This is a genomic window from Amphritea sp. (assembly GCF_048266285.1).
Lineage (GTDB): Bacteria > Pseudomonadota > Gammaproteobacteria > Pseudomonadales > Balneatricaceae > Amphritea.
The window spans coordinates 1-21,652 of the sequence record NZ_JBLWZV010000028.1; the positions used below are offsets into that span (position 1 = coordinate 1).

The following is a 21,652-nucleotide window of genomic DNA, read 5'->3' on the forward strand; positions in this document are numbered from 1 at the left end:
GGAAAGTATTTCGATCCACAGAATTCCGCCACAGGCGCAACACTCGATACCGGCTGCGGGCTTAGCTTTACCGGACGAGGACTTTCACCTCGCAAGATGCACCAAGCTTTGCTTGGCGCTCTAACATTTTAATCGCTGGTATGTGCATTATGCCAATTTCAATAGCCCGACAATTTTGGAGGAAGGTTTTGATTAGAAAGGAAAAATCCATTTTTTGGCCTGACGGTTTCCCTGCTAAATACGCATGCGCGTTTTCACCAATAACAGTGCGCCTGTTCTTTAAAGCACGGTTTTCATAATGCATTGATTTTACAGCTTATCCAATTTCTGCACGCTGGTAAACCGCGGACGCTTGGCCCTAAGCAGAACCTTAAGCTGGTGCTTGGGCAATAGCCTGGGTATTTTTATAGTGTGATATCTTTTGACAACGAGTGACCAGATAATGAACACAGATATCTGTAAAGTAACAGCCCAACGCACAATCGAAGAATGGCATCAGCCTAGCCCACGCGTTGGCAGTGGCCATGATGCCCGCAGTAGCAGTAACGGTTTACTGTCCATCTTTTATGGCAGCCTTGAACATGCGGCGCATTATCAGTGGCTTAACGCCGGTAGAACCCTCGTTGATAAAACCTATCTCAATATTCTGTGGCAAGCGGCCGAGCTAGCGCATAACGGCTATGACTTTACCAACATGGCCTCAAACTTAGACGCCTTTGTGCGCGCACAACTTGAGCCTATCTGGTACGAGCTTGACCTACTCAGCCACGAGGAGAAGCAGCAACAAGCAATCAAGTTGATTCAACAGGCGGCGGCCGAGGTGTTTGGCAGTGGCTACCATGAACAACATGCTGCTTGGCTACTGTTCTATCTCTGCCCTCAGCTGCCGGTCTTCCCTTTTAACGCTGCGCTACAAACCCGCATCAGCACACGCTTACATCAGCCACAAAGCGCCACGAATTACCTTGAATACCAGCAGCAGTGTCGCCAGCTCTATTCTCGGATGCTGCCCTTGATTCAAGACTTCAACGCCAGCGTGGAATACGGCAACGAACAGGAGCGAAAAACGGTTAGCAAGGTTTTGCGAGGCAGTGACTGGTGGCAACGCTACTGTTTTATAAAGCAGCTATTAGCCTAACCGGCGAGAGCTTGGGACTATTCGTTCTATTGTTACCATTCGGGGGGTATGAGTGGCCGACTAGCCCAAAATATGCTGCATAAAGACTTGGCACGCTAAGAGCGAACCAACCTTTTATTTACCAACAGGCTCCGTTATCACCTTCACCAAGCAGGCCCGATAGCGTTGTGATGAGTTAACGCTATCGGGCCTACCTTTGACGATATGAACATTCAAAATCCAACAATAAAACGTCTATCGCCGGCTTATGCCGCCACTTCTTCACATTTCAGCAAGTGACAACGGCTCTCCAACTGTTCCTGATTCAGCCCATAGAGCGTATCCAAAATATGCATCTGCAAACTGCCTGGCCCATTGGCGCGCTGCGCGGCAATTTCTGAAGCAACCGAGATCGCCAGTAATGCCTGTACCGTCGCATCAAACGCCCGGCGATTGACCGATAAAAAGGTAGCGATCAGCGCCGTGGCGGCACAGCCGATCGCAGAGACCCGGGTTAGTAGGTGATGACCATTGGCAATCACCAGTGTGGTATTACCATTGGTTACCAGCACCGTATCACCGGTTTGTGCGACTACCGCGCCGGTTTGCTGGGCGAGCAGCGATGCAGCTTCCGGCGTATCCTGACCGAGCAGTGCCTTAATCTCAGCACTATTGCCCCGAATCACCGTGGGCTTAAGCTCGAGTAATTCCCGGGCATAATCGCAGCGGGTATTTGACGCTTGCACTGAAACCGGGTCGAGCACCCAAGGGCGCTGATAATCCAACGCAGTTTCTATCGCCGGCTTGATAGCCATCTTCCGCGCACTATCTAATGTACCGATATTGATACTCAAACCGTCGCTGCTAGCGACAAACTCTCGAATTTCATCAATCCCCATCGTCAATGAGGGTCGGGCACCCACAGCCATCAAAATATCCGAGGTAAAATCCATCGCCACGGTATTGGTAATACACTGCACCCGCGGCTTCTGGCTAACAATGGTCGCCAACATAGCCGCACAAGAACGGGCATAATCAATATTACTCTGGGGTTCAATATCAAATGTTTTAAATGTAATCGGCATAAGTCACCTTTGAATCAATATTAGGCCGTTGCAGACTGCGGCTGATCGATATCAACCCGTTTAATCGCCACCACCAGCTGGGTTCGATTTTCTATCTCGAGCTTGCGCAGGATATTCGACATATGCGTTTTAATGGTGTGTTCGGTTAACGCCATCTTGGAAGCAATTTGCTTATTCCGTAGCCCAGTACAAGCAAAGCGCAGCACATTATTTTCCTGATGGGATAACTTCTTCATGGCATAACCTAAACGCCCTACCGGATCAACCTTAGCGCCTTCGCTGCCCAGTGCATAACCCCAGCGATGCCCCTGCAGCACCGCTTTAATCGCTTGCTGTAGTTCCTCAAGTGGGGCCGTTTTGGCAACCGTACCCTGAACCCCGTGAGCCAACAAACGACGCATAAAGCGAAGATCTTTATGATCCGAGAGCATCAGCAAGCGCCCACGACGCTCACCTAACAACGATTGCAGTTTTTCGAGGCTATCTAGCCCCGGTAACCGCGCATCAACGATCATCAGCACCGCCCCTTGCCGCTGCGTTAGTGCCTGCTGCAGGGTGTCAAAATGACTAAAGGATGCAATCGCCGCCGCTACCCCCAGCTGTTTCAGTAACTGCTCAATACCGGCACAGTACAGAGGGGAGTTATCCGCGATATAGATCTTCATAAACACCGGATCAACTCAGCTCTTCAGCCAAGCGCTGCCGCTCTGCTTCACTATATTGCACCACCCCAACCGGGATATGATCATTAATCGCATCACGCACTAACTGAGCATCATCGGTGGAAAACCCACCGCACATCTCGATTAGCTGAATACCTTTGGTGATCATCTCTTGGGCGACCATCTGTGCCTGAGCAACATCGGCGACACCGGCAATCGACATATCAAAATTGTCACTGTGCAGCCGTGAGTGATGTTTGAACATTTCAAGGTCTGCGCTTTTAACGATAAAACCGTAACGACTTAAAGCCATCGTTAATCTCCTAGTCTGATTATTGTTATTGTCTGTCGATGTCTGACATTAAAGACCGGTTGCCGCAGCCTGATTAGTGCCAGTCTTTATAAGACTTTAGAACCAACAGCTGCAGAGCTTATAGCGACGTTATTTGGCCCTCTAACGAACGCCGTAATGAGATCAGCACCAGAGTGTAGCGATCATCGTTTGCGGCTTGCATTAGCAATGCTGTGCATTAAAAGGTTTGAATGAGGAGGGGTTAAATAAAGGCCAGCATTCAGAGCGGTAGGTTCAACAACGAGGAATGAAACAATTTTAGTGGCGGCACTCAGCATACTGCGCGCTGAAATTGATGCACTTCGCGAATTCAACGCCGAAGTGCGATACAGCGACCCTACCGGGTATAACTCCCTCGATGGGCAGACAGGCGCAGCCAGTGAGCCTGCCCCAGTGTAGATTAGAGGCTCTGTGACTGCACCACCGTAATCGCAATCACATTCACAACATCGTTGGCACTGCAGCCCCGAGAGAGGTCATTAGCCGGTTTTTTCAGTCCCTGGAGAATAGGCCCAATAGCATCAGCCTGACCAATTCGCTCGGCTAACTTATAGCCGATATTACCCGCCTCTAGATTGGGAAAAACAAGCACATTCGCTTTGCCATGCGTGGCAGAATCGGTCACTTTGCGCTCGGCAATCTCCGAGACAATAGCGGCATCGAGTTGCACGTCACCATCGATCGCCAAATGAGGCATCTGCTGCTTGACGATCTTAGTTGCTTCGACCACCTTATCCACGGCAGCATGGTGGGCACTTCCGCTGGTCGAGAAAGATAACATGGCCACTCTTGGCTCTTCATCCAGCAAGGTGCGGGCACTGTTGGCCGCTGACATCGCGATCTGTGCTAACTGTTCTTTATTGGGATCGATCACCAAACCGCAGTCGGAGAAGATCACCCCACCTTTCAATTGATGAAAAGGCTCACACAGCATCATCAAGAAAAAGCTTGAGATCATCTTCGCATTGTCGGCCATACCTATAATCTGAATAGCCGCGCGCACAGTTTCGCCCGTGGTATAAACAGCACCACACACAGAACCATCCGCATCATCGAGATGCACCATCATCTGGGCGTAATGCAAAGGGTCTTGCATCAGTTCTACCGCTTTATCGAAAGAGATCCCCTTGTGCTTACGCAATTGATAAAAGGTTTTAGCGTAATGCTGGATAGCATCAGACTCAGGTGGGTTGATGATATTAATACCATCGAGGCTATATCCCGCCGCCGCCACTAGTGAGTTAATTTTATCAGCGTCACCTAACAAGGTAATCGCGGCGATACCCCGCTGGGTCGCCGTGACTGCTGCGGCAATAATACGAGGGTCTTCGCCCTCAGCTAACACGACACGCTTTGGGTTCTCTGCAGCCCGAGTAAAAATTTTATTTAACGCTTTCATTCGCAGCGGCCTTAATTTTAATTGTTATTAAGAAGATACTTCCAAGAAAACCTGTGAATAAAATACTGAAACCGCATGCTGTCAGTCGTCAAAAAACCGGAAGCAAAACTTATATATCAATCACTTATTCGCAGAAAACTTGAAAAATCGGAGACCATAAGCCTCCGATTAAAAACCTGTGAGTCTCCATTGCGAAGACTCTGACGCTAGGTTTTAGACGTTATATAAGTACTGTGACTTATACGTAGTCTTTATATTTTTCCAGATGACGAACAGGCTTAGACAGCGCATCACGACGGAACGGGTCGCCCAGTTCACGGGTACACATGATCTCGATAACAGTCGTTTTACGGTTTTCCATCTGATCGTTCAACGCCGCTTTCAGCGCTGGACCGACGTCTTCCAGTTTATCGACGGTTACACCCTGAGCACCCATAGAGCGGGCAATCTCAGCAAAGCTTGGGTTTTCCAGTTCGCCAGCAACGAAGCGACGGTTGTAGAAATCAACCTGGTTCTTCTTCTCAGCGCCCCACTGACGGTTATGGAACACGATAGAGGTGACCGGAATATCTTCACGGACACAGGTCATGATCTCCATCATCGACATACCCCAAGCACCATCACCCGCGTAGGAAATCCCTGGGCGCTCTGGCGCAGCAACTTTAGCACCGATCATCGTTGGCAGAGCGTAACCGCAGTTACCGAAAGCCATTGCCGCAAAGAATGAACGTGAACGCTCAAAGCGTAGGTAACTATTAGAAACAGAGTTGATGTTACCGATATCGGTAGACACCATCACGTCGGCAGGCATCGCTTTTTCAAGCTCACGCAGCACCTGACGTGGGTGCAGGTAGTTACCCTCTTCACCAGACTGCTCTTCGATCATCTCCATAGAGTAATCGTCGCGCTCGTGGATCCACTCATCCAGCTCTTTTTCCCATGCCGCTTTTTCCGCTGCCACTTCAGCTTCACGTTCAGCGCGGTTTTCCAGACACTTAGCCTGCTTGCCTTCCATTAAGCCCATGATCGCTTGAGCGGCTGCTTTAGCATCACCACAGATAGCCACATCAACTTTCTTAACCAGACCCAGCATTTTAGGGTTGCAGTCGATTTGGATGATCTTAGCGTCTTTTGGCCAGTAATCGAGACCGTGCTGAGGCAACGTACCGAAAGGCCCCAAACGCGTACCCAACGCCAAGACAACATCGGCCTTAGCGATCAGTTTCATACCGGCTTTAGAACCCTGATAACCCAGAGGACCACACCAGTTAGGGTGAGATGCTGGGAATGAGTCATTATGCAGGTAGCTGTTTACTACCGGCAGACCCAGCTGTTCAGAAATAGCGATCGCTTCATCATAGGCATCGCCCAGAACCACACCACCACCGGAGATCATCACTGGGAATTCAGCATTCGCCAGCAGTTCTGCCGCCGCTTTCAGTGCTTCAGCACCACCAGCAGCCCGTTCGATACGGATCGGTTCTGGAATTTCACAATCGATATCGCCGTAGAACAGGTCACGAGGAATATTCAGCTGAGTTGGGCCGTTTTCCAGCATCGCACGATCGAAGCAGCGCGCGGTATATTCAGCCATACGACTGTTATTTGTTACGGTCACTTGATACTTGGTAATGGTTTCGAAGAATGGCAGTTGCTGTGCTTCTTGGAAGCCACCGAGCCACTGAGTGTTAGTACCGGTTTCCGGGGTAATACAAACAACCGGAGAGTGCGCCCAATATGCCGCGGCGATGGCGGTAACAAAGTTAGTGATACCCGGTCCATTCTGAGCAATACACACACCATGACGACCTGATACACGGGAGTAGCCGTCAGCCATATGGCCTGCACCCTGCTCGTGTACAACCGGAATCAATCGGATACCCGCTGGAGTAAAGATGTCCATTGCGTCCATAAACGCTGAACCCATGATACCGAAACTGTCGGTTACACCGTTAGCAACGAGGGTTTCTACCATCGCTTCACTAGGAGTCATTCGAGCCATATTTGAATTCCTTATTATTGTACTAGACGAAGGGGCAACCATCGCCAAAGCCAAATTAAACGATTTAAGTGCTACAAGGCTGCGATTCACCTTAGAGCAACGATAATTTCCGTCCCGGGGCTAATGCCAAACAGCATCGCTTTAACGGATAACGTGATTACAGATTAGGAGGCGGGCCGAATTCTCAGTAGAACCAGATTTGAGAAACAGGTTGAGCCAGACTAGATAAGCCTGACTTAAAACAGGTAAATCTTTATAAAACAGTTAGTTAACCAATAGAACCAGATTCAGACTACCGCCTACGCCAGACGGTAGTGTGTACCTGTATGAGCGAACAATTAGCTCATTTCATGAATAAGCTCAGCCAGTTTGGCAATCCCCGGCTCAATCCTGTCGGTCGAAATGGATGAGTAACCTAAGCGAAAATAGTTCTTAGGCGCAGGGCTTTGCAAAAAGTGTACTTCGCCGGATTCGATCAAGATTGAATGCTCCCGCGCGCGGCGACGCAAGGCATCGGCATCTAAACCTTCCGGGCCTTTAACCCAGAAACAGGAGCCACCAAAGGTAGGCAGGTTATGGGACTCAGGCAGGTGCTTCGTCAGAGCTTCGTCCATGGCACGCCAGCGGGTCTGATAGTTACGGGTGATATTCATAATCAGTGAGTCGTGATAGCCCCGTTCTAAAAACAGCGCCACCGAACGTTGATTATTGGCGGCCGGATGACGCACCATCAGCCGACGCAATGCCCGCGCCTCTTTAATTAGCTCGGCAGGCCCCACCAGATACCCTAAACGCAAGCCCGGCGCCAGGGTCTTCGATAAGCTACCGATATAGAGCACCCGATCATTCTTATCCAAGCTTTTTAAAGCCGGTATTGGGTTCGATTTAAAGTTGGTTTCACTCTCATAATCATCTTCGATAATCAGAAAGTCATCTTCATTGGCCCGGCGTAATAGTTCATAACGTCGCTCGATCGGCATCGTGACGGTGGTTGGGCACTGGTGGCTCGGGGTGGTGTAAATAAGATCGCAATCACTGAGCCGTTCATCAACCAACATGCCATCCTGATCAACGGGTATCGGCTTTATCTGCGCTGGATTGAGGCTGGCGATATTACGAATATCCACATAACCCGGGTCTTCCAAGCCGATGGTACTTTGTTTATCTAGCAACAGTTTGGCGATCATATAGAGCGACTGCTGCGCCCCTACCGTTACCAAAATCTGATCCGCCGAAGCCCAAACACCACGACGGGGTAATAGTCGAGTTCTAATCTGCTCCACCAGCATCGGATCATCATTATCAACCCGATCAGCGGCCCATTCACTGATTGAAGGGCCACTGACCGCATCCCGACAACATTCACGCCAGTTGATCGTAGGAAACAGCGAGGCATCGAACTGTCCGTAGATAAACGGATATTCATATTTTTGCCAATCACGGGGTTTAACAATATTAGTTTGCTGGCTAGGACGAAGTTTAAAACGCTGATCCCAATCGGGTGAAGAGTGCTCACCAACGTCATCATCGCTACCAAGCGACGCTTCAGTCTTTACCTGGCCGTTGAGAATATCACCATTAACATAATAACCGCTGCGCTCGCGCGCAATCAGATAGCCATCATCGAGCAGGTGCTCGTATGCCAATACCACAGTGTTACGTGCAACATTTAACTGTTGCGCTAGCTTACGGCTGGAGGGCAACGAACGGTCCAACGGAATATTACCGTTCAGAATAGCCGAGGCAATCTGTTCCCGTAACTGCTGCTGCAGGCTTCCGCCCTGCTTAGGTGTCAAATGGAAGAGCTGAAACATGGAATCTACCTTTTTCAGTAGCACATTCATCAACCGGCCAAACACTCAGGCATTGGGACTTATCTATCAGCTTCTTCCAAATAGCTGAGAAACGATAAATCCGATTACTGCGACTCAGTACTGCGGGTTGTTGTGCTTTTTATTATTGTGAATATCACCACTTAACAGTGATACAGAGTCTATCGCTAATAACAGTGACGACTCAAACGATTAAGCATAGCCTTCATATATATAGAAAAACCGACGCTTTAACCAGCGCTTGGACGCATAAATCCGGCCCAGGTGAACCCCGTCCGGATCTATAAAACCGCCGCCTCAGCGTTGTAACAACCTGAGGCGACGGCCTAACAAAGAATACTCTCAGAGATTAGCTATTCGGTGCTAAATCCGCCAATGCGTTATCCAGTGCATCCACAATCTTATCGATATCAGCGCGCGTAGCAATTAGCGCAGGGCTCAAACAGATCGTATTGTTGTACTCTTTAAACGAGCGGTTAGTACGACCAATGATCACGCCATTTGACATACAGTGCGCCCCAATCTGCATCGACAGCGCCTCATCAACAGGCTCTTTGGTTAAGCGATCCTTCACCAGCTCAAAGCCTGCAAACAAACCTTTACCACGCACATCGCCGATCACCTGATATTTGTCCATCAACTGATGCAAACGTCCACGAAGATACTCACCCTGCTCAACCACGTTATCCAGCAGTTTTTCATCTTCGATAATCTGCATGTTAACCAGTGCCGCTGCAGGCCCAGCAGTACAGCCGCCAAAGGTTGAGATATCACGGAAGTAATCCATCCGGCCATCTTCAGGCTCTTTAAACAGGTCGAATACCGCTTCAGTGGTCACCGTACAAGAGATGGCTGCATAGCCAGAAGCCACACCTTTAGCCATCGTGACCATATCCGGCTTGATACCATAGTGCTGATAACCAAACCATTTACCGGTACGACCCAGCCCACACACGACTTCGTCGATATGCAGCAACACATTATATTGCTTGCAGATCTCCTGCACCCGTTCCCAATAGCCATGAGGCGGCTCAATCACACCACCACCTGCGGTAATAGGTTCAAGACAAAGGGCGCCAACAGTATCCGGTCCTTCAGCGAGAATGACTTTTTCAATCTGATTGGCCGCCCATACGCCGTAGTTTTCCAGATCGGCACCTTCCTGAGCACGATACTCACAGCAGTGCGGCACTTCAACAAAGCCAGGGGTAAACGGGCCATATTGATTTTTACGCTCAAACTGACCGGTCGCACTCAATGCCGTAATGGTCGTACCGTGATAATCACGCTCACGGAAGAGAATTTTATGCTTCTTACCGCCGTAGTTCTTCTCGGCAATTTGGCGCACCATCTTAAACACTTTCTCGTTCGCTTCAGAACCCGAGTTTGAATAGTAAACCCGGCTCATGCCCGGCATCTTATCAATTAGTTTCTCAGCAAACTGTGCTGCTGGGACGTTACCGGCGGTCTGAGCAAAGTAGTTCAAGGTAACCAGCTGGTCACGCACGGCATCGGCAATTTCAGTACGGCCATAACCGACGTTGACTGTCCATACGGCACCGGAAACGGCATCCAGATATTCATTGCCTTTCGCATCCCATACCCGCATCCCTTCGCCCTTAACAATCACCATCGGGTCATTTTCTTCATAGGGTTTATGCTGCGAAAGGTGATGCCAAACGTGCTTACGGTCGTTATTAACTACTTCTTTCGCATCAAATTCGTTAGAGCTATAAGTCATACAAGCCTCCACTGAGGGTACTGTGTTTCATACGAGCCTGTGACTTCAATGGCAGGCTGTATATTCAGAGGAGAGAGCAGCAACACTCCCATTCCTATCACTCGGTTAGTCATAAGGCACTGTTGCGTCCCTACTTCGTATCCATGCTTATAAACTACTTGGCTTGAGTAAAACCCCGTTAGAACCAGTTAACTGACTGATATGATGCCAGCCGCCATAACCGGCGAATTCACTTGGCTGGACTCACCGGGAGAGAATATCTGGCTCTTAAAGATAAGCCCGATATTTCCGAGTATGACTACCAGAAAAGAACAAAGCGCCATTACATAGCGACAACATGAGGTTCCACCATGATTCACATCACCGTTAATGGAGAACAAATGCAGTGGGCCAGCAGCAAGCACTTACAAGAATTAATTGACGCGCTTGAACTGACAGGCAAACGTATTGCGGTTGAGGTTAACCAGGAAGTCATTCCCCAGAGCCAGCACTCAAATACTCACTTGAGTAGCGATGATCGGATCGAAATCGTTACCGCCATTGGGGGCGGTTAATCGCCATTCACCCCCGCTATGTTTCGTAATCCGTGCCCGCAGGAGCCCCCCATGTCCCATGATTTACAGCGTAATGATCCACTCATCATTGGCGAACGCCGCTTCAATTCACGCCTGATGGTAGGCACCGGAAAATATCGTGACCCGGAAGAAACCGGGGCCGCTATTCGCGCGAGTGGCGCAGAAATTGTCACCGTTGCCCTGCGTCGTACCAATATTGGCCAACACCCCGATCAGCCCAACCTGTTGGATGTTATCTCACCGGATGAATTCTGCATTCTACCGAACACCGCCTTCTGCTATACCGCCGAGGAAGCGGTGCGCACTTGTCGATTAGCACGAGAACTGCTGAACGGACACGACCTAGTTAAGTTAGAAGTGCTCGGCGATGATAAAACCCTCTATCCTAATGTCACCGAAACACTGGCGGCGGCGGAAACCCTGATCAACGATGGTTTCAAAGTGATGGTTTATACCAGTGATGACCCGCTCATCTGTAAGCGTTTAGAAGAGATGGGCTGCGTCGCCGTGATGCCTCTCGGCGCCCCGATAGGTTCAGGACTGGGACTGCAAAACCCTAATAATATTCGCTTGATCTTAGAAAATGCCAAAGTGCCGATCATTGTCGATGCCGGCGTTGGCACACCCTCCGATGCCGCCCTCGCGATGGAGCTCGGCTGTGAAGGGGTTTTGATGAATAGCGCCATTGCCCATGCTAATAATCCCGTATTGATGGCGCAGGCGATGCGTAAAGCGGTGGAGTGTGGCCGAGAGGGCTATCTGGCCGGACGGATGGCGAAAAAGATGTATGCTAGCGCGTCATCGCCGATTGACGGCGTCATTGGCTAATGTTGTTTAGCGTTGGGCAGTGATTTCCAGCACAGCCCAACGTTAAACCGTAGACTAAGCTCAAACCTAAGTTCAAGCTTCAGCTAGCAGCAATCGACGTGCTTTACGGTGACGATGCAGACTATCCAAGGTAAATAGAAAAAAGCCCACCCAGACCAAACCAAAGGTAATCAAGCGGTCATTATCCACCGCTTCTTTAAACACAAACACCGCCAACAAAAAGTACAGTGTCGGCTCAAGGTATTGCAGTATCGCGATACTGGTTAGACTCTGCATCCGCTTAACGCCAAACGCAAACAACCCCAGCGGCAGAATGGTCATCGGTGCCGTGAGCATCAATAAGATTCTTACATCTCCCTGGTTCTCAGCATAACTCCTGCTGCCCGCCACGCCGATCAGATAGAACAGTGCAAAAGGCACCATCAAAATTGCTTCTGCCGCCAAACCATTGAGCGTATCGATCTTTACCTGCTTTTTAATCAAGCCATAACTACCGAATGACAGCGCAATCCCGATGGTTAACCAAGGAAACGAATCCAGGCTGACACAGGCATAGAGAAAGCCGCCTAAGCAAAACAGTAGTGCCAATAACTGAAACGGCGTTAACCGCTCTCGCAGATAAAATACGCCAATCAGAATACTGATCAATGGCGTGAGAAAAAAAGCGAGACTTACCAGCAATACCTGCCCGTGGGTTACCCCCCAAGTGTTTAAAAACCAACTCGTTGAGATACACCCTGTCGATAAGAACAACCAGAAAAATGTGTGGGGCTCCCGTAGTAACATAAACACCCGTACCGGCGTCACCGTTAGCCACAATAATAAGATCATCAACGGCACCGACCAGAGCACCCGAAACGCAAAGATTTCCATCGCCTCAACACCTCGCAAGTATTGATAAAACAGCGGCATCAGCCCCCAAACGATATAAGCTAAGGTCGTCCAAAACATACCGTTTTGATCATTCTGCTGTGACATTCAGGGGCTACCATTGATGAGGTTAAAACTAAACGAGGACGGCATTATCCGAGTACTGCCGTCAGAGTCAATTCAACAACCGTGTATTCGCCATAAAACCGACCTATATCCCCATAAAAGAGTACCTCTCATCACGGCACAATGGTAAACGACTCGTCAGTAACGTATTAAAATATTGGCAAGGCTAATCTAATACCGATAAAACACGGTTTTAGTCTTTTGCGGGATGAATAAAAGGCCGCAAGAAACGGCCATTGGTAGGGCTGCATCAGCAACGGTATTAGAAACGATAGCCCTTTTGACAGAGTGACAGACACATCCACTCTGCCGCAGGGGCAAATGGGCGGTACTTAACGCGCCGCGAACAACCAGATTGTGACCAGCACCGCAAGAAAGACGGTTTCAGAAATCAACAGTGCGATGGGTTTCCAGCCGAGTTCTGACAACTCTTTAAAAGACGCCTTCATACCCAGACCCACCATCGCCGTTACTAAACACCAGCGTGATAATTCAGTCATACCATCCAACACTGGCTGAGGAATATAACCGGTACTGTTGACCGATACGATAATAATAAAGGCAACTAAAAAGCCCGGTAATGGCAGCTTCGATGCGCCCTCTTTTTGTGCCCCACCCCGGCGGGATACAAGCAGCGAGATCACAATCACCACCGGCACCAAGGCGGCTACCCGTAGCAGTTTGGTAAAGGTCGCCACATCACCAACACCGTCAGACATCATATACCCGGCACCGACCACCTGAGCAACATCATGAATCGTTGCACCAAGGAAAATACCACTCTCCGTCTCGGAGAGATTCAACCCAGTAACGATCAGCGGATAAGCAATCATCGCGACCGTACTCAGGGCAGTGACGCCAATCACCGTAAAAATCAGATTACGCTCAGAGTCTTTATTCTCGGGTAATACGGCAGAAACCGCCAAGGCCGCCGACGCGCCACAGATACCGACCGATGCGCCTGATAAAATACTTTGCGACTTACTCAGTTTTAACCAACGGCCACAAACATAACCAAAGAGAATCGTCGCAGGCACCCCCACCATGACAATAGCGATCGGCGTAAAACCAAGGCCGAGCAACTGTTCAAAGGTAATACGAGCGCCGAGTAAGGCGATGCCAAAACGAAGAACCGACTTCGCCGCAAACTGAATTCCCGCCATGCAGCGACCTTCCTGCGACAGATAATTAAGCGACATCCCCATCAGCAAGGCATACAAAATAATCGGGCCGCCGTAGTGTTCCGAGACAAATTTCCCAGCCATTCCCACGACAAGACAAAGCATCAAGCCCGGCATAATTAAAGCGAGCCACTGTTTTACTGCTGTATTAGAAAACGGCAGCGCCTTCTGTATAGCCGACATAGGTACCTCCTAAACGTTGGGGGGAATCAATAAATTGATTCTGATTCGCATCCCAGTATATGGAGCTGCGTCAAAAGCCATAGAGACAGAACCCAGTCGCATATAGTGCCAGTCATGCCCACTAGCATAAGATCAGCTGCTCAATCGATACCGTTAGTAACTGGCCCTGAGCAGCAACCATTTCTGGCACTAATCAGAGAGCTGCCGGTGTCGTTATAGTGATTCGCAAGAGCGACAGATTTACCTAAAGGCCAGTTAATCTCTGGCTAGCTTCATCAATAACAACAAACAAATAAGGTGGTTGTACTATGTCCGATAACGCTACAAGCCAAAACCATAGCACCCTCGCGCTTAGCCGCAGCGCACAGGTCGACGAAGCATCCGTGCAGCCTTTCCCCTGCTCGCGTAAAGTGTTTATTGAAGGCAGCCGTCCCGATATCCGTGTACCGATGCGTGCAATAAGCCTCGATGACACCCCTACGGATATGGGCGGCGAGAAAAACGAGCCCTTATACGTTTATGACACCTCCGGCCCATACACCGACCCGCAAACTGAAATCGATGTGCGTAAAGGTCTACCGACGCTGCGAACCGCTTGGATTAAAGAGCGTGACGATACCCAACAACTCGTGGGGCTAAGCTCGGAATATGGCCGTGGTCGTGAGCAAGACCTACGCCTTGATCATTTACGCTTTGAGCTGACCCGCAAACCGCTCAAAGCTAAGCCCGGTGAAAACGTCACCCAGCTACACTATGCCCGCCAAGGGATTATTACCCCAGAGATGGAGTTCATCGCCATCCGCGAAAACATGAAACTGGCTAAATCCCAAGCTGAAGGCAATATTGTCGCGCAGCAGCACCCAGGCCATAGCTTTGGCGCGAAACTGCCTGATCAAATCACCCCTGAATTTGTTCGCCAAGAAGTGGCCGAAGGCCGAGCGATTATTCCTGCCAACATTAACCATCCGGAACTGGAGCCGATGATTATTGGCCGCAACTTCTTGGTGAAAATCAATGGTAATATCGGCAACTCGGCGCTAAGTTCGTCGATTGAAGAAGAAGTTGAGAAGATGACTTGGGGAATCCGTTGGGGTTCTGACACCATTATGGATCTGTCCACCGGTAAGAACATCCATGAAACTCGAGAATGGATTCTGCGCAACTCACCCGTGCCTATCGGCACAGTACCGATCTATCAAGCACTGGAAAAAGTTAGTGGCGTAGCCGAAGACCTGACCTGGGAAGTATTCCGCGACACCCTGATTGAACAAGCTGAACAGGGAGTCGATTACTTTACCATTCATGCTGGTGTCTTGCTGCGCTATGTACCGATGACTGCGAAGCGGATGACCGGTATCGTCTCCCGTGGTGGCTCTATCATGGCTAAATGGTGTTTGGCGCACCACAAAGAGAACTTCCTTTACACGCACTTTGAAGATATCTGCGAGATCTGCAAAGCCTATGATGTCTCGTTCTCACTCGGGGATGGCCTACGTCCGGGTTCTGTTTACGACGCCAACGACGAAGCTCAATTTGCCGAACTCGAAACACTAGGCGAACTGACCAAAGTAGCCTGGAAACATGACGTGCAGGTGATGATTGAAGGCCCAGGTCATGTGCCGATGCACATGATCAAAGAGAACATGGATAAACAGCTGACCGAGTGCCAAGAAGCGCCCTTCTATACGCTTGGGCCCCTGACTACCGATATTGCACCCGGCTATGATCATATCACCTCAGGGATTGGTGCAGCGATGATCGGCTGGTATGGCTGTGCCATGCTTTGCTATGTAACACCAAAAGAGCATCTTGGGTTACCGAATAAGGACGATGTTAAAACCGGCATTATCACCTATAAGATCGCCGCTCATGCTGCCGATCTGGCCAAAGGCCATCCCGGTGCACAGATCCGTGATAATGCAATGTCCAAAGCACGTTTCGAGTTCCGCTGGGAAGATCAATTTAATATTGGTCTAGACCCGGATACCGCCCGCGCCTACCACGATGAAACCTTGCCGAAGGAATCCGCGAAGGTGGCGCATTTTTGCTCCATGTGTGGGCCAAAGTTCTGCTCCATGAAAATATCCCAAGAGGTTCGTAATCTCGATGCTAGCCAGATCGCAACACTAGAGGCCGCGGCCGATAAAGGGATGCAGGAAAAATCGCAGGAGTTCAAAGAAACCGGCGCTGAAATCTATCATAAGGTCTGACGCAACCGCCGAATCAAATCCACCATAGCGGAGCCCGTAGATGAAAACGGGCTTATAAAGACCCGCTTCATTCTCTTCCGCCCTTAGCCATTCTGGCCACACCCTCACGCCGCATCACTTCCCAACGCGCGTCGTGAGAGTGTTTTTTTAATGCCAACAGATGCTTACCACCAAACCTACAACACCGTTTAGAGCCCTTAAGTTTTATCTCGGCGGCCTAAATCCCCTCTCTTTCGTCATCACTGTTGATACATCCAAACACCATCTATCAAGCATATAGCCCTCTCAACCTAGTGAGCAGGCTGACATAGCGAGTTAAACCCTCGCCCTTAAAACAGGTATAAAGCAGAAGCAATATGCGTCACTTTCTGGTTTAATTCATTCTCGAAAGAGACTTATTAAAAGTAGGGTGCAAGTAATAATGGCTTACGAATTGTCAGGCAAAGTTAAAGTAATTCAAGACCCCCAAACGTTTAACAGCGGCTTCACAAAACGGGAAATGGTGGTGACCGTCGAGGATGGTAAATATCCGCAGGACATAAACCTTGAGTTTGTTCAAGATAAGGTAAGCTTGCTTGATTCACTGCAGATAGGACAAAGTGTCACCGTAACCTTTGATATCCGCGGGCGCGAGTATAACGGCCGCTATTTCAACAACCTTCAGGCTTGGAAAATTCAAACCGAAACCTCTGGCGGTCAACACATTGATCAGCAACCCGCCTATGATCAAAGTGTGCCCGATGTCACCTTCGATGACGACGTGCCGTTCTGACCGATAGTGATGATGCCCACCTAGCGCTGGGAGGGCATCATCACAGCAAGGCAATCGTACATTAGTACGCGTAAGTAGTTATCCAGCTATCTATTATCACAACCTTAAGCTTTCTTTTCTAAATGACCGACGTTAGATACCTGCTCGGAGGCATCCGCTTGCTCAACACGATTGCGGCCATGGGATTTAGCACGATAAAGCGCGGCATCTGCTCGATGCATTGAATCAGCTAGCGATTCGTTGGCGACATCAACCGCCGCCACACCGAAACTGGCGGTGACGTTAAGTGTCAGTTCACCGACACTGACCTCCATCTGCGCTAGCGCCAGTCTGAGGCGTTCAGCTAGCTCGGTTGCATCATTCAAACTCGTCTGCGGCAGAAGCACGGCAAACTCTTCACCACCAATACGCCCAATAATATCGACGTCGCGCATGATCGTTTGTAGTGCATTGATTGCCGCCATCAACACCATATCCCCTGTCGCATGGCCGTAGTTATCATTGACCCGCTTGAACATATCTAAGTCAATCATAACCACCGCCAGCGACGTATTAAACCGCTGGGCCCTGCTGACTTCTCGCTCACTAAATTCATAGAAAGCTCGGCGATTAAAGACTCCGGTTAACGAGTCAGTCTGCGCCAGCAACTCGGCATGCTTCATCGCCTTTTCGAGCTCTACCGTTCGCTCCGACACCAATCGCTCAAGCATCACCTGTTCCTGCTGTAGGTGCTCAATATGCTGCAGCTCTGCCGTCTCTTTCTCTTGTGTCAGATGGTTAATACGATCCGCTAACGCCAAGGAGAGCAGCACCCCCTCAATACACAATCCCAGCGGCGGGGAAAAGTTGGTACTAAACTCAGCAGGAATGAGACCAACATTACGCGTCACGGCAATAAAAACGGCCAAACTCCAAACACTCCAACCCAGCACATAAAACCGAGCATCCCCCCTACCCTTTTTATATTGCCATATTCCAATCAATGGAAATAACACCGTCAACAACGCATATAGCAGGGTAAGCTTTAACGCATTTTCTCGACCACCCAAAAGATAACAGAGCACGCAGAGGCCGCCTAAAACCAGAAGGAATTGCAGTAACCGATCAACGACCACTGACTCTCGGGTGTTCAGAAAACAACGTGTAAACTGCGTTGCCAACACCAGCGTCAACACGGCAAAAATGATCGGAGCAAAATCGGCAAACCAATGATACTCTTGCCACAAATAACGATAGCCAAGGCCAGTATTGGTCAGCAACACCAGCATCGCCGAGATAATGTATAAGGTATACCATTTATATTCCGGCAGACGTGTGGAATAACCAATCAAGAAATTAGAGAACACCAGCAGCAGACCGATGCCGATAAAAGTGCCAATAACGAAATAACGATTGGCGTAGTGTTGCGAAAAGGCATCAGGGGTCCATAGTAATAGCTGCGTCTCAGCCTTGCCGGGTTGTACGTAGGAAAGCTTAACCCATATTCGCTGTACCGCACCGGCGGGAGTGTTCACAGGATAAAGATTGCTTTCGGCAGCGACCGCACGTTCCACAAATGGGATATGATCGCCGCCTATTTGGGGCGCAACACCTTGCCTATAAAAGGTGACGAAATCCCAGTTGGGGTGAACCACTTCCAACAACCATGATAACGGTTCCTGACCGCTATTTTTCAAATCAATACGCAACCAGTAATTGGCACCTGTGATACCAAAATTACTTTTATTATTCGGCAACGGCGCAAAATGTGAAGCCAGCGGCTCGCTCTGCACTTGCTCGAAGGTATAAGCTTGGCTGGCATCTTGGAGATAAAACACATTCATACGGGTGCCAACCCCTGCCATATTCGATGACAAATTGATTGGCGACTGAGCCTGACAAACAGCACTGAGCATAAGTAACATGAATAGCACGCAAACGCGCGTTAGATGCTCAGCCAAAAGACCCACACGAAGTCGGTTACTCATCTCCCGGCGGCCATTGATAATACTAAAATCTGGAATACCCATGATTATAATCAAAATGCCTAAAAGTGCGGTTCGGATGGGTATAACTATGAATAACCAACAAGTAGCATCATATAACCCTCAGCCTATTGAGACTCTCTGGTAGACTATCACTGACTTAGTACTGATTAGCCCCCTTCATGCGTTTAGTCTCTCCATTTTGGGTACTCTATTCACTGGATCGATTTAACCGAACCTAGTTCATGGGCCTCTTGGCTGGCGCATCACTATTTAGCCAACGCCTCGCTGAGGTGTCACAAAGGTAAAATTAGAAGCGCAATCCAGGCTAATCGATCAGATCAACTGCACTTGTTCATCAACCTATAGCCAAGGTGCTTGAGGGTTTGAAACAATAGATAGTCTCTTTGATACTCCGAAAACGCTTACTGGTAACGCTCCGACGGCCCCGCACCCGGCGATGAACTACACTTTATGATACGCCACTGCTCATAATGTACTTGCATTGTGTAGCACTCTCTTAATATCATTAATATATTAACTACTGGTCAGTACATCAATAATAAGGCCATAAATAAGGAGGATCGCGTAATGCAATATCATCTGAATGGGTTCAAACCCGGTAATTACCAGGTTCCCGATGAGGCTCGAAAGCCATACCCTGAGCCACCGATTGTAGACCTACCTAATGAAGTTGATGTGCTGATCATCGGTACTGGGCCTGCGGGTTTGACCATGGCTCGACAGTTATCTGAGTTCTCCGACATCAAAACATGTATTGTTGATATGGCTCCGGGTCCTCTACTGTTTGGCCGCGCGGACGGTATATCCTGCCGTACCATGGAGATCATGGAAGCCTTTAATAGCAGCGAAATGGTGGTTAAAGAGACCTACCAACTGAAGCAAAACACCTTCTGGGAGCCGGATGAGGCCAACCCTGAGAACATCAAGCTCACGCACAAGATTGCCGATGCTCGTGCTGGGCTTTCCGAGTTTGTTCACGGTATTGTCAACCAAGCACGCCTGCATGAGCTACTGCTTGATGGCATGGAAAGGTCGGTTTCCCATCTCCGTCCTCATTACAGCCGCGAACTGATAGAGCTGAAGATTGACGACAATCTCACCCAAGACCTTGATGCTTATCCGATCACAGCAACCTTCAAGAGAGCCGATAAGGCTGGCGCGGGTAAAACAGAAACAATTAAAGCCCGCTACATCGTCGGCTGCGATGGTGCCAGAAGTAATGTTCGTAGAAGTATGGACATCCCGCTAGAAGGAGACTCCGCCAATAAAGCCTGGGGCGTTATGGATATTCTGTTGAATACAGACTTCCCAGACATCCGCGTTAAGAGCTTTATCCAGTCCAAAGATCATGGAGCTGTCATGACTATCCCACGTGAAGGCGGCTATCTTTGCCGGTTCTATGTTGAGATGGATTTACTGGGTAAGGACAAACGCGTTAAGGATACCAACCTGACCGAACAAGACCTCATCGCCAAAGCTCAAAAGATTTTTCACCCCTACACTCTCGATGTAAAAGAAGTGGCTTGGTGGTCGATCTACGAGGTTGGCCAACGCTTGGCAGAGCGCTTCGATAACCGCCCAGTCGGCAGTTCAGACGATATTATCCCCCGTGCATTTGTCGCCGGTGATGCCTGTCATACGCACAGCCCTAAAGGCGGCTGGGGGTTGAACACCTCTCTGCCTGACACCTTTAACCTAGGTTGGAAGATGGCTGCGGTACTCCAAGGGAAAAGCCATCCCAAGTTGCTCAGCACCTACAGCACGGAGCGACGCAAAGTAGCGCAACAGTTGATCGACGCTGACCGCGAACTGTCTAGACTGGTGGCAACACGTCCTACCGCAGGCGATGACTCTCAGCAATCAACCGTGGATACGGCCAAAATCGAAGCCTTCATGAAACGACAAAGCGGCTTTGTCTCTGGCACATCGATTGAATACTTCCCGTCCTACATTTGCACACATCAGGAACACCAACATTTAGCCAAAGGCTTCCACATTGGCCAACGTATCCACTCCGCTGAAGCGACCCGTGTCGCTGACGGTCGAAGTCAGCACTTGGGTCACTTGGTAAAAGCGGATAGCCGCTGGAGGATCTTCCTGTTTGGCGATACCCAAGACCCGAGAGAGCCTTCATCAGCGGCTTACCAACTCATCGACTTTTTGGCCAACGATGAGTCTTCACCAGTGCAAAAATACACACCAAAAGGTGCTGACGTCGATTCGGTAATTGACACCTATGCTGTATTCCAGCAGCAGGATTTGTCGATGCATGAGCTGCATGACTTCCTCTGGCCGGCTAAAGGAAAGTACGGGCTGCGTGACTACGAAAAAGTATTCCAAGCGGAACCAAGCAATGACATCTATGACCTACGCGAAATAGACCGCTCCGCGGGCTGCATAATGATTGTCAGACCTGACCAGCATATCGCGTCTATCCTACCCTTGACGGCACATCAGGAGCTTAAGCAGTTCTTTGATGTCTTTATGATTGAACAGAAATAACCCAACCATCCTGACATAAAATGCACATCTAAGCCCACCAGGTAGAATCTTGTGGGCTTTTTATTTTCCAGTAGGCGCAAACTTCCACTACAACACTATCGAATACAGCGATTAGCATTATCAAATTGCTTATTAAAGCGGCCACCTTTCTACAAATGCCTTAACTTCAAAATTTGCCAGTAACCGCTCTACTCGACATAAAGGCTGAGGACTTTTAAGAGCCAACG

17 protein-coding genes are annotated in these 21,652 nt (G+C 49.4%); 7 read left to right on the forward strand and 10 right to left on the reverse strand.

Annotated features, from left to right (window positions below):
* The first annotated feature begins 442 nt into the window (after positions 1 to 442).
* Entirely contained in the window at positions 443 to 1,138 is a 696-nt protein-coding gene (locus ACN0T0_RS18745) for a hypothetical protein (protein ID WP_417228262.1), read from the forward strand.
* Between the two features lie 245 nt (positions 1,139 to 1,383).
* Here ACN0T0_RS18745 and thiM read toward each other — a convergent pair whose 3' ends face one another.
* From thiM to ACN0T0_RS18760, 3 genes are read right to left on the reverse strand one after another with little or no spacing between them, the layout of a single operon-like run.
* Positions 1,384 to 2,202, reverse strand: a complete 819-nt coding sequence (thiM, locus tag ACN0T0_RS18750; RefSeq protein ID WP_417228263.1) for a hydroxyethylthiazole kinase — start codon at positions 2,200 to 2,202, stop codon at positions 1,384 to 1,386.
* A gap of 20 nt (positions 2,203 to 2,222) precedes the next feature.
* Positions 2,223 to 2,867 (reverse strand): LuxR C-terminal-related transcriptional regulator, encoded by a 645-nt coding sequence (locus tag ACN0T0_RS18755; protein ID WP_417228264.1) that lies wholly within the window; start codon positions 2,865 to 2,867, stop codon positions 2,223 to 2,225.
* Positions 2,868 to 2,877: 10 nt separating this feature from the next.
* Positions 2,878 to 3,177, reverse strand: coding sequence for a DUF6506 family protein (locus ACN0T0_RS18760; protein WP_417228265.1), 300 nt, complete (start codon positions 3,175 to 3,177; stop codon positions 2,878 to 2,880).
* Between the two features lie 300 nt (positions 3,178 to 3,477).
* Between ACN0T0_RS18760 and ACN0T0_RS18765 the strand changes: the two genes are divergently transcribed.
* On the forward strand, positions 3,478 to 3,615 hold the full coding sequence (locus ACN0T0_RS18765) for a hypothetical protein (RefSeq protein WP_417228266.1): 138 nt from the start codon (positions 3,478 to 3,480) through the stop codon (positions 3,613 to 3,615).
* Between the two features lies 1 nt (position 3,616).
* Here the strand turns inward: ACN0T0_RS18765 and pta are convergent, their stop codons facing one another.
* The 4 genes from pta to ACN0T0_RS18785 form a co-directional block, all read right to left on the reverse strand.
* Complete coding sequence (pta, locus tag ACN0T0_RS18770; protein WP_417228267.1) at positions 3,617 to 4,615, reverse strand: phosphate acetyltransferase; 999 nt, start codon at positions 4,613 to 4,615, stop codon at positions 3,617 to 3,619.
* Positions 4,616 to 4,853: 238 nt separating this feature from the next.
* The gene (gene xsc, locus ACN0T0_RS18775) at positions 4,854 to 6,617 is read right to left on the reverse strand and encodes a sulfoacetaldehyde acetyltransferase (RefSeq protein WP_417228268.1); all 1,764 of its coding nucleotides are present in this window, start codon (positions 6,615 to 6,617) and stop codon (positions 4,854 to 4,856) included.
* 338 nt (positions 6,618 to 6,955) lie between these two features.
* The gene (locus ACN0T0_RS18780) at positions 6,956 to 8,431 is read right to left on the reverse strand and encodes a PLP-dependent aminotransferase family protein (RefSeq protein WP_417228269.1); all 1,476 of its coding nucleotides are present in this window, start codon (positions 8,429 to 8,431) and stop codon (positions 6,956 to 6,958) included.
* A 367-nt stretch (positions 8,432 to 8,798) separates the two neighbouring features.
* A complete protein-coding gene (locus ACN0T0_RS18785) occupies positions 8,799 to 10,190 on the reverse strand; it encodes an aspartate aminotransferase family protein (RefSeq protein WP_417228270.1) in 1,392 nt (463 codons plus the stop codon).
* Positions 10,191 to 10,540: 350 nt separating this feature from the next.
* Between ACN0T0_RS18785 and thiS the strand changes: the two genes are divergently transcribed.
* Both thiS and ACN0T0_RS18795 read left to right on the forward strand, forming a co-directional pair.
* Complete coding sequence (thiS, locus tag ACN0T0_RS18790; protein ID WP_417228271.1) at positions 10,541 to 10,744, forward strand: sulfur carrier protein ThiS; 204 nt, start codon at positions 10,541 to 10,543, stop codon at positions 10,742 to 10,744.
* A 51-nt stretch (positions 10,745 to 10,795) separates the two neighbouring features.
* Positions 10,796 to 11,593, forward strand: a complete 798-nt coding sequence (locus tag ACN0T0_RS18795; protein ID WP_417228272.1) for a thiazole synthase — start codon at positions 10,796 to 10,798, stop codon at positions 11,591 to 11,593.
* 72 nt (positions 11,594 to 11,665) lie between these two features.
* Here ACN0T0_RS18795 and rarD read toward each other — a convergent pair whose 3' ends face one another.
* Together rarD and ACN0T0_RS18805 are read right to left on the reverse strand one after the other, a co-directional pair.
* Positions 11,666 to 12,571, reverse strand: coding sequence for an EamA family transporter RarD (rarD, locus tag ACN0T0_RS18800; protein ID WP_417228273.1), 906 nt, complete (start codon positions 12,569 to 12,571; stop codon positions 11,666 to 11,668).
* A 350-nt stretch (positions 12,572 to 12,921) separates the two neighbouring features.
* Positions 12,922 to 13,953: a YeiH family protein gene (locus ACN0T0_RS18805; protein WP_417228274.1), complete on the reverse strand. Its 1,032-nt coding sequence runs from the start codon at positions 13,951 to 13,953 to the stop codon at positions 12,922 to 12,924.
* 308 nt (positions 13,954 to 14,261) lie between these two features.
* Here ACN0T0_RS18805 and thiC point away from each other — a divergent pair, with 308 nt between their 5' ends.
* Entirely contained in the window at positions 14,262 to 16,163 is a 1,902-nt protein-coding gene (thiC, locus tag ACN0T0_RS18810; RefSeq protein ID WP_417228275.1) for a phosphomethylpyrimidine synthase ThiC, read from the forward strand.
* Between the two features lie 421 nt (positions 16,164 to 16,584).
* Positions 16,585 to 16,935 carry a DUF3127 domain-containing protein gene (locus tag ACN0T0_RS18815; protein WP_417228276.1) on the forward strand — a complete coding sequence of 117 codons (351 nt, stop codon included), beginning with the start codon at positions 16,585 to 16,587 and terminating at the stop codon, positions 16,933 to 16,935.
* A 104-nt stretch (positions 16,936 to 17,039) separates the two neighbouring features.
* Here ACN0T0_RS18815 and ACN0T0_RS18820 read toward each other — a convergent pair whose 3' ends face one another.
* Complete coding sequence (locus ACN0T0_RS18820) at positions 17,040 to 18,944, reverse strand: diguanylate cyclase (protein WP_417228277.1); 1,905 nt, start codon at positions 18,942 to 18,944, stop codon at positions 17,040 to 17,042.
* 546 nt (positions 18,945 to 19,490) lie between these two features.
* Here ACN0T0_RS18820 and ACN0T0_RS18825 point away from each other — a divergent pair.
* Complete coding sequence (locus ACN0T0_RS18825; RefSeq protein WP_417228278.1) at positions 19,491 to 21,425, forward strand: FAD-dependent monooxygenase; 1,935 nt, start codon at positions 19,491 to 19,493, stop codon at positions 21,423 to 21,425.
* Positions 21,426 to 21,652 lie beyond the last annotated feature (227 nt).

Excerpts from the sequence above, each read along its gene's own strand:
- ACN0T0_RS18745 (WP_417228262.1), top strand. The coding sequence starts at position 443 with ATGAACACAGATATCTGTAAAGTAACAGCCCAACGCACAATCGAAGAA.
- thiM (WP_417228263.1), bottom strand. The coding sequence starts at position 2,202 with ATGCCGATTACATTTAAAACATTTGATATTGAACCCCAGAGTAATATT.
- ACN0T0_RS18755 (WP_417228264.1), bottom strand. The coding sequence starts at position 2,867 with ATGAAGATCTATATCGCGGATAACTCCCCTCTGTACTGTGCCGGTATT.
- ACN0T0_RS18760 (WP_417228265.1), bottom strand. The coding sequence starts at position 3,177 with ATGGCTTTAAGTCGTTACGGTTTTATCGTTAAAAGCGCAGACCTTGAA.
- pta (WP_417228267.1), bottom strand. The coding sequence starts at position 4,615 with ATGAAAGCGTTAAATAAAATTTTTACTCGGGCTGCAGAGAACCCAAAG.
- xsc (WP_417228268.1), bottom strand. The coding sequence starts at position 6,617 with ATGGCTCGAATGACTCCTAGTGAAGCGATGGTAGAAACCCTCGTTGCT.
- ACN0T0_RS18780 (WP_417228269.1), bottom strand. The coding sequence starts at position 8,431 with ATGTTTCAGCTCTTCCATTTGACACCTAAGCAGGGCGGAAGCCTGCAG.
- ACN0T0_RS18785 (WP_417228270.1), bottom strand. The coding sequence starts at position 10,190 with ATGACTTATAGCTCTAACGAATTTGATGCGAAAGAAGTAGTTAATAAC.
- thiS (WP_417228271.1), top strand. The coding sequence starts at position 10,541 with ATGATTCACATCACCGTTAATGGAGAACAAATGCAGTGGGCCAGCAGC.
- ACN0T0_RS18795 (WP_417228272.1), top strand. The coding sequence starts at position 10,796 with ATGTCCCATGATTTACAGCGTAATGATCCACTCATCATTGGCGAACGC.
- rarD (WP_417228273.1), bottom strand. The coding sequence starts at position 12,571 with ATGTCACAGCAGAATGATCAAAACGGTATGTTTTGGACGACCTTAGCT.
- ACN0T0_RS18805 (WP_417228274.1), bottom strand. The coding sequence starts at position 13,953 with ATGTCGGCTATACAGAAGGCGCTGCCGTTTTCTAATACAGCAGTAAAA.
- thiC (WP_417228275.1), top strand. The coding sequence starts at position 14,262 with ATGTCCGATAACGCTACAAGCCAAAACCATAGCACCCTCGCGCTTAGC.
- ACN0T0_RS18815 (WP_417228276.1), top strand. The coding sequence starts at position 16,585 with ATGGCTTACGAATTGTCAGGCAAAGTTAAAGTAATTCAAGACCCCCAA.
- ACN0T0_RS18820 (WP_417228277.1), bottom strand. The coding sequence starts at position 18,944 with ATGGGTATTCCAGATTTTAGTATTATCAATGGCCGCCGGGAGATGAGT.
- ACN0T0_RS18825 (WP_417228278.1), top strand. The coding sequence starts at position 19,491 with ATGCAATATCATCTGAATGGGTTCAAACCCGGTAATTACCAGGTTCCC.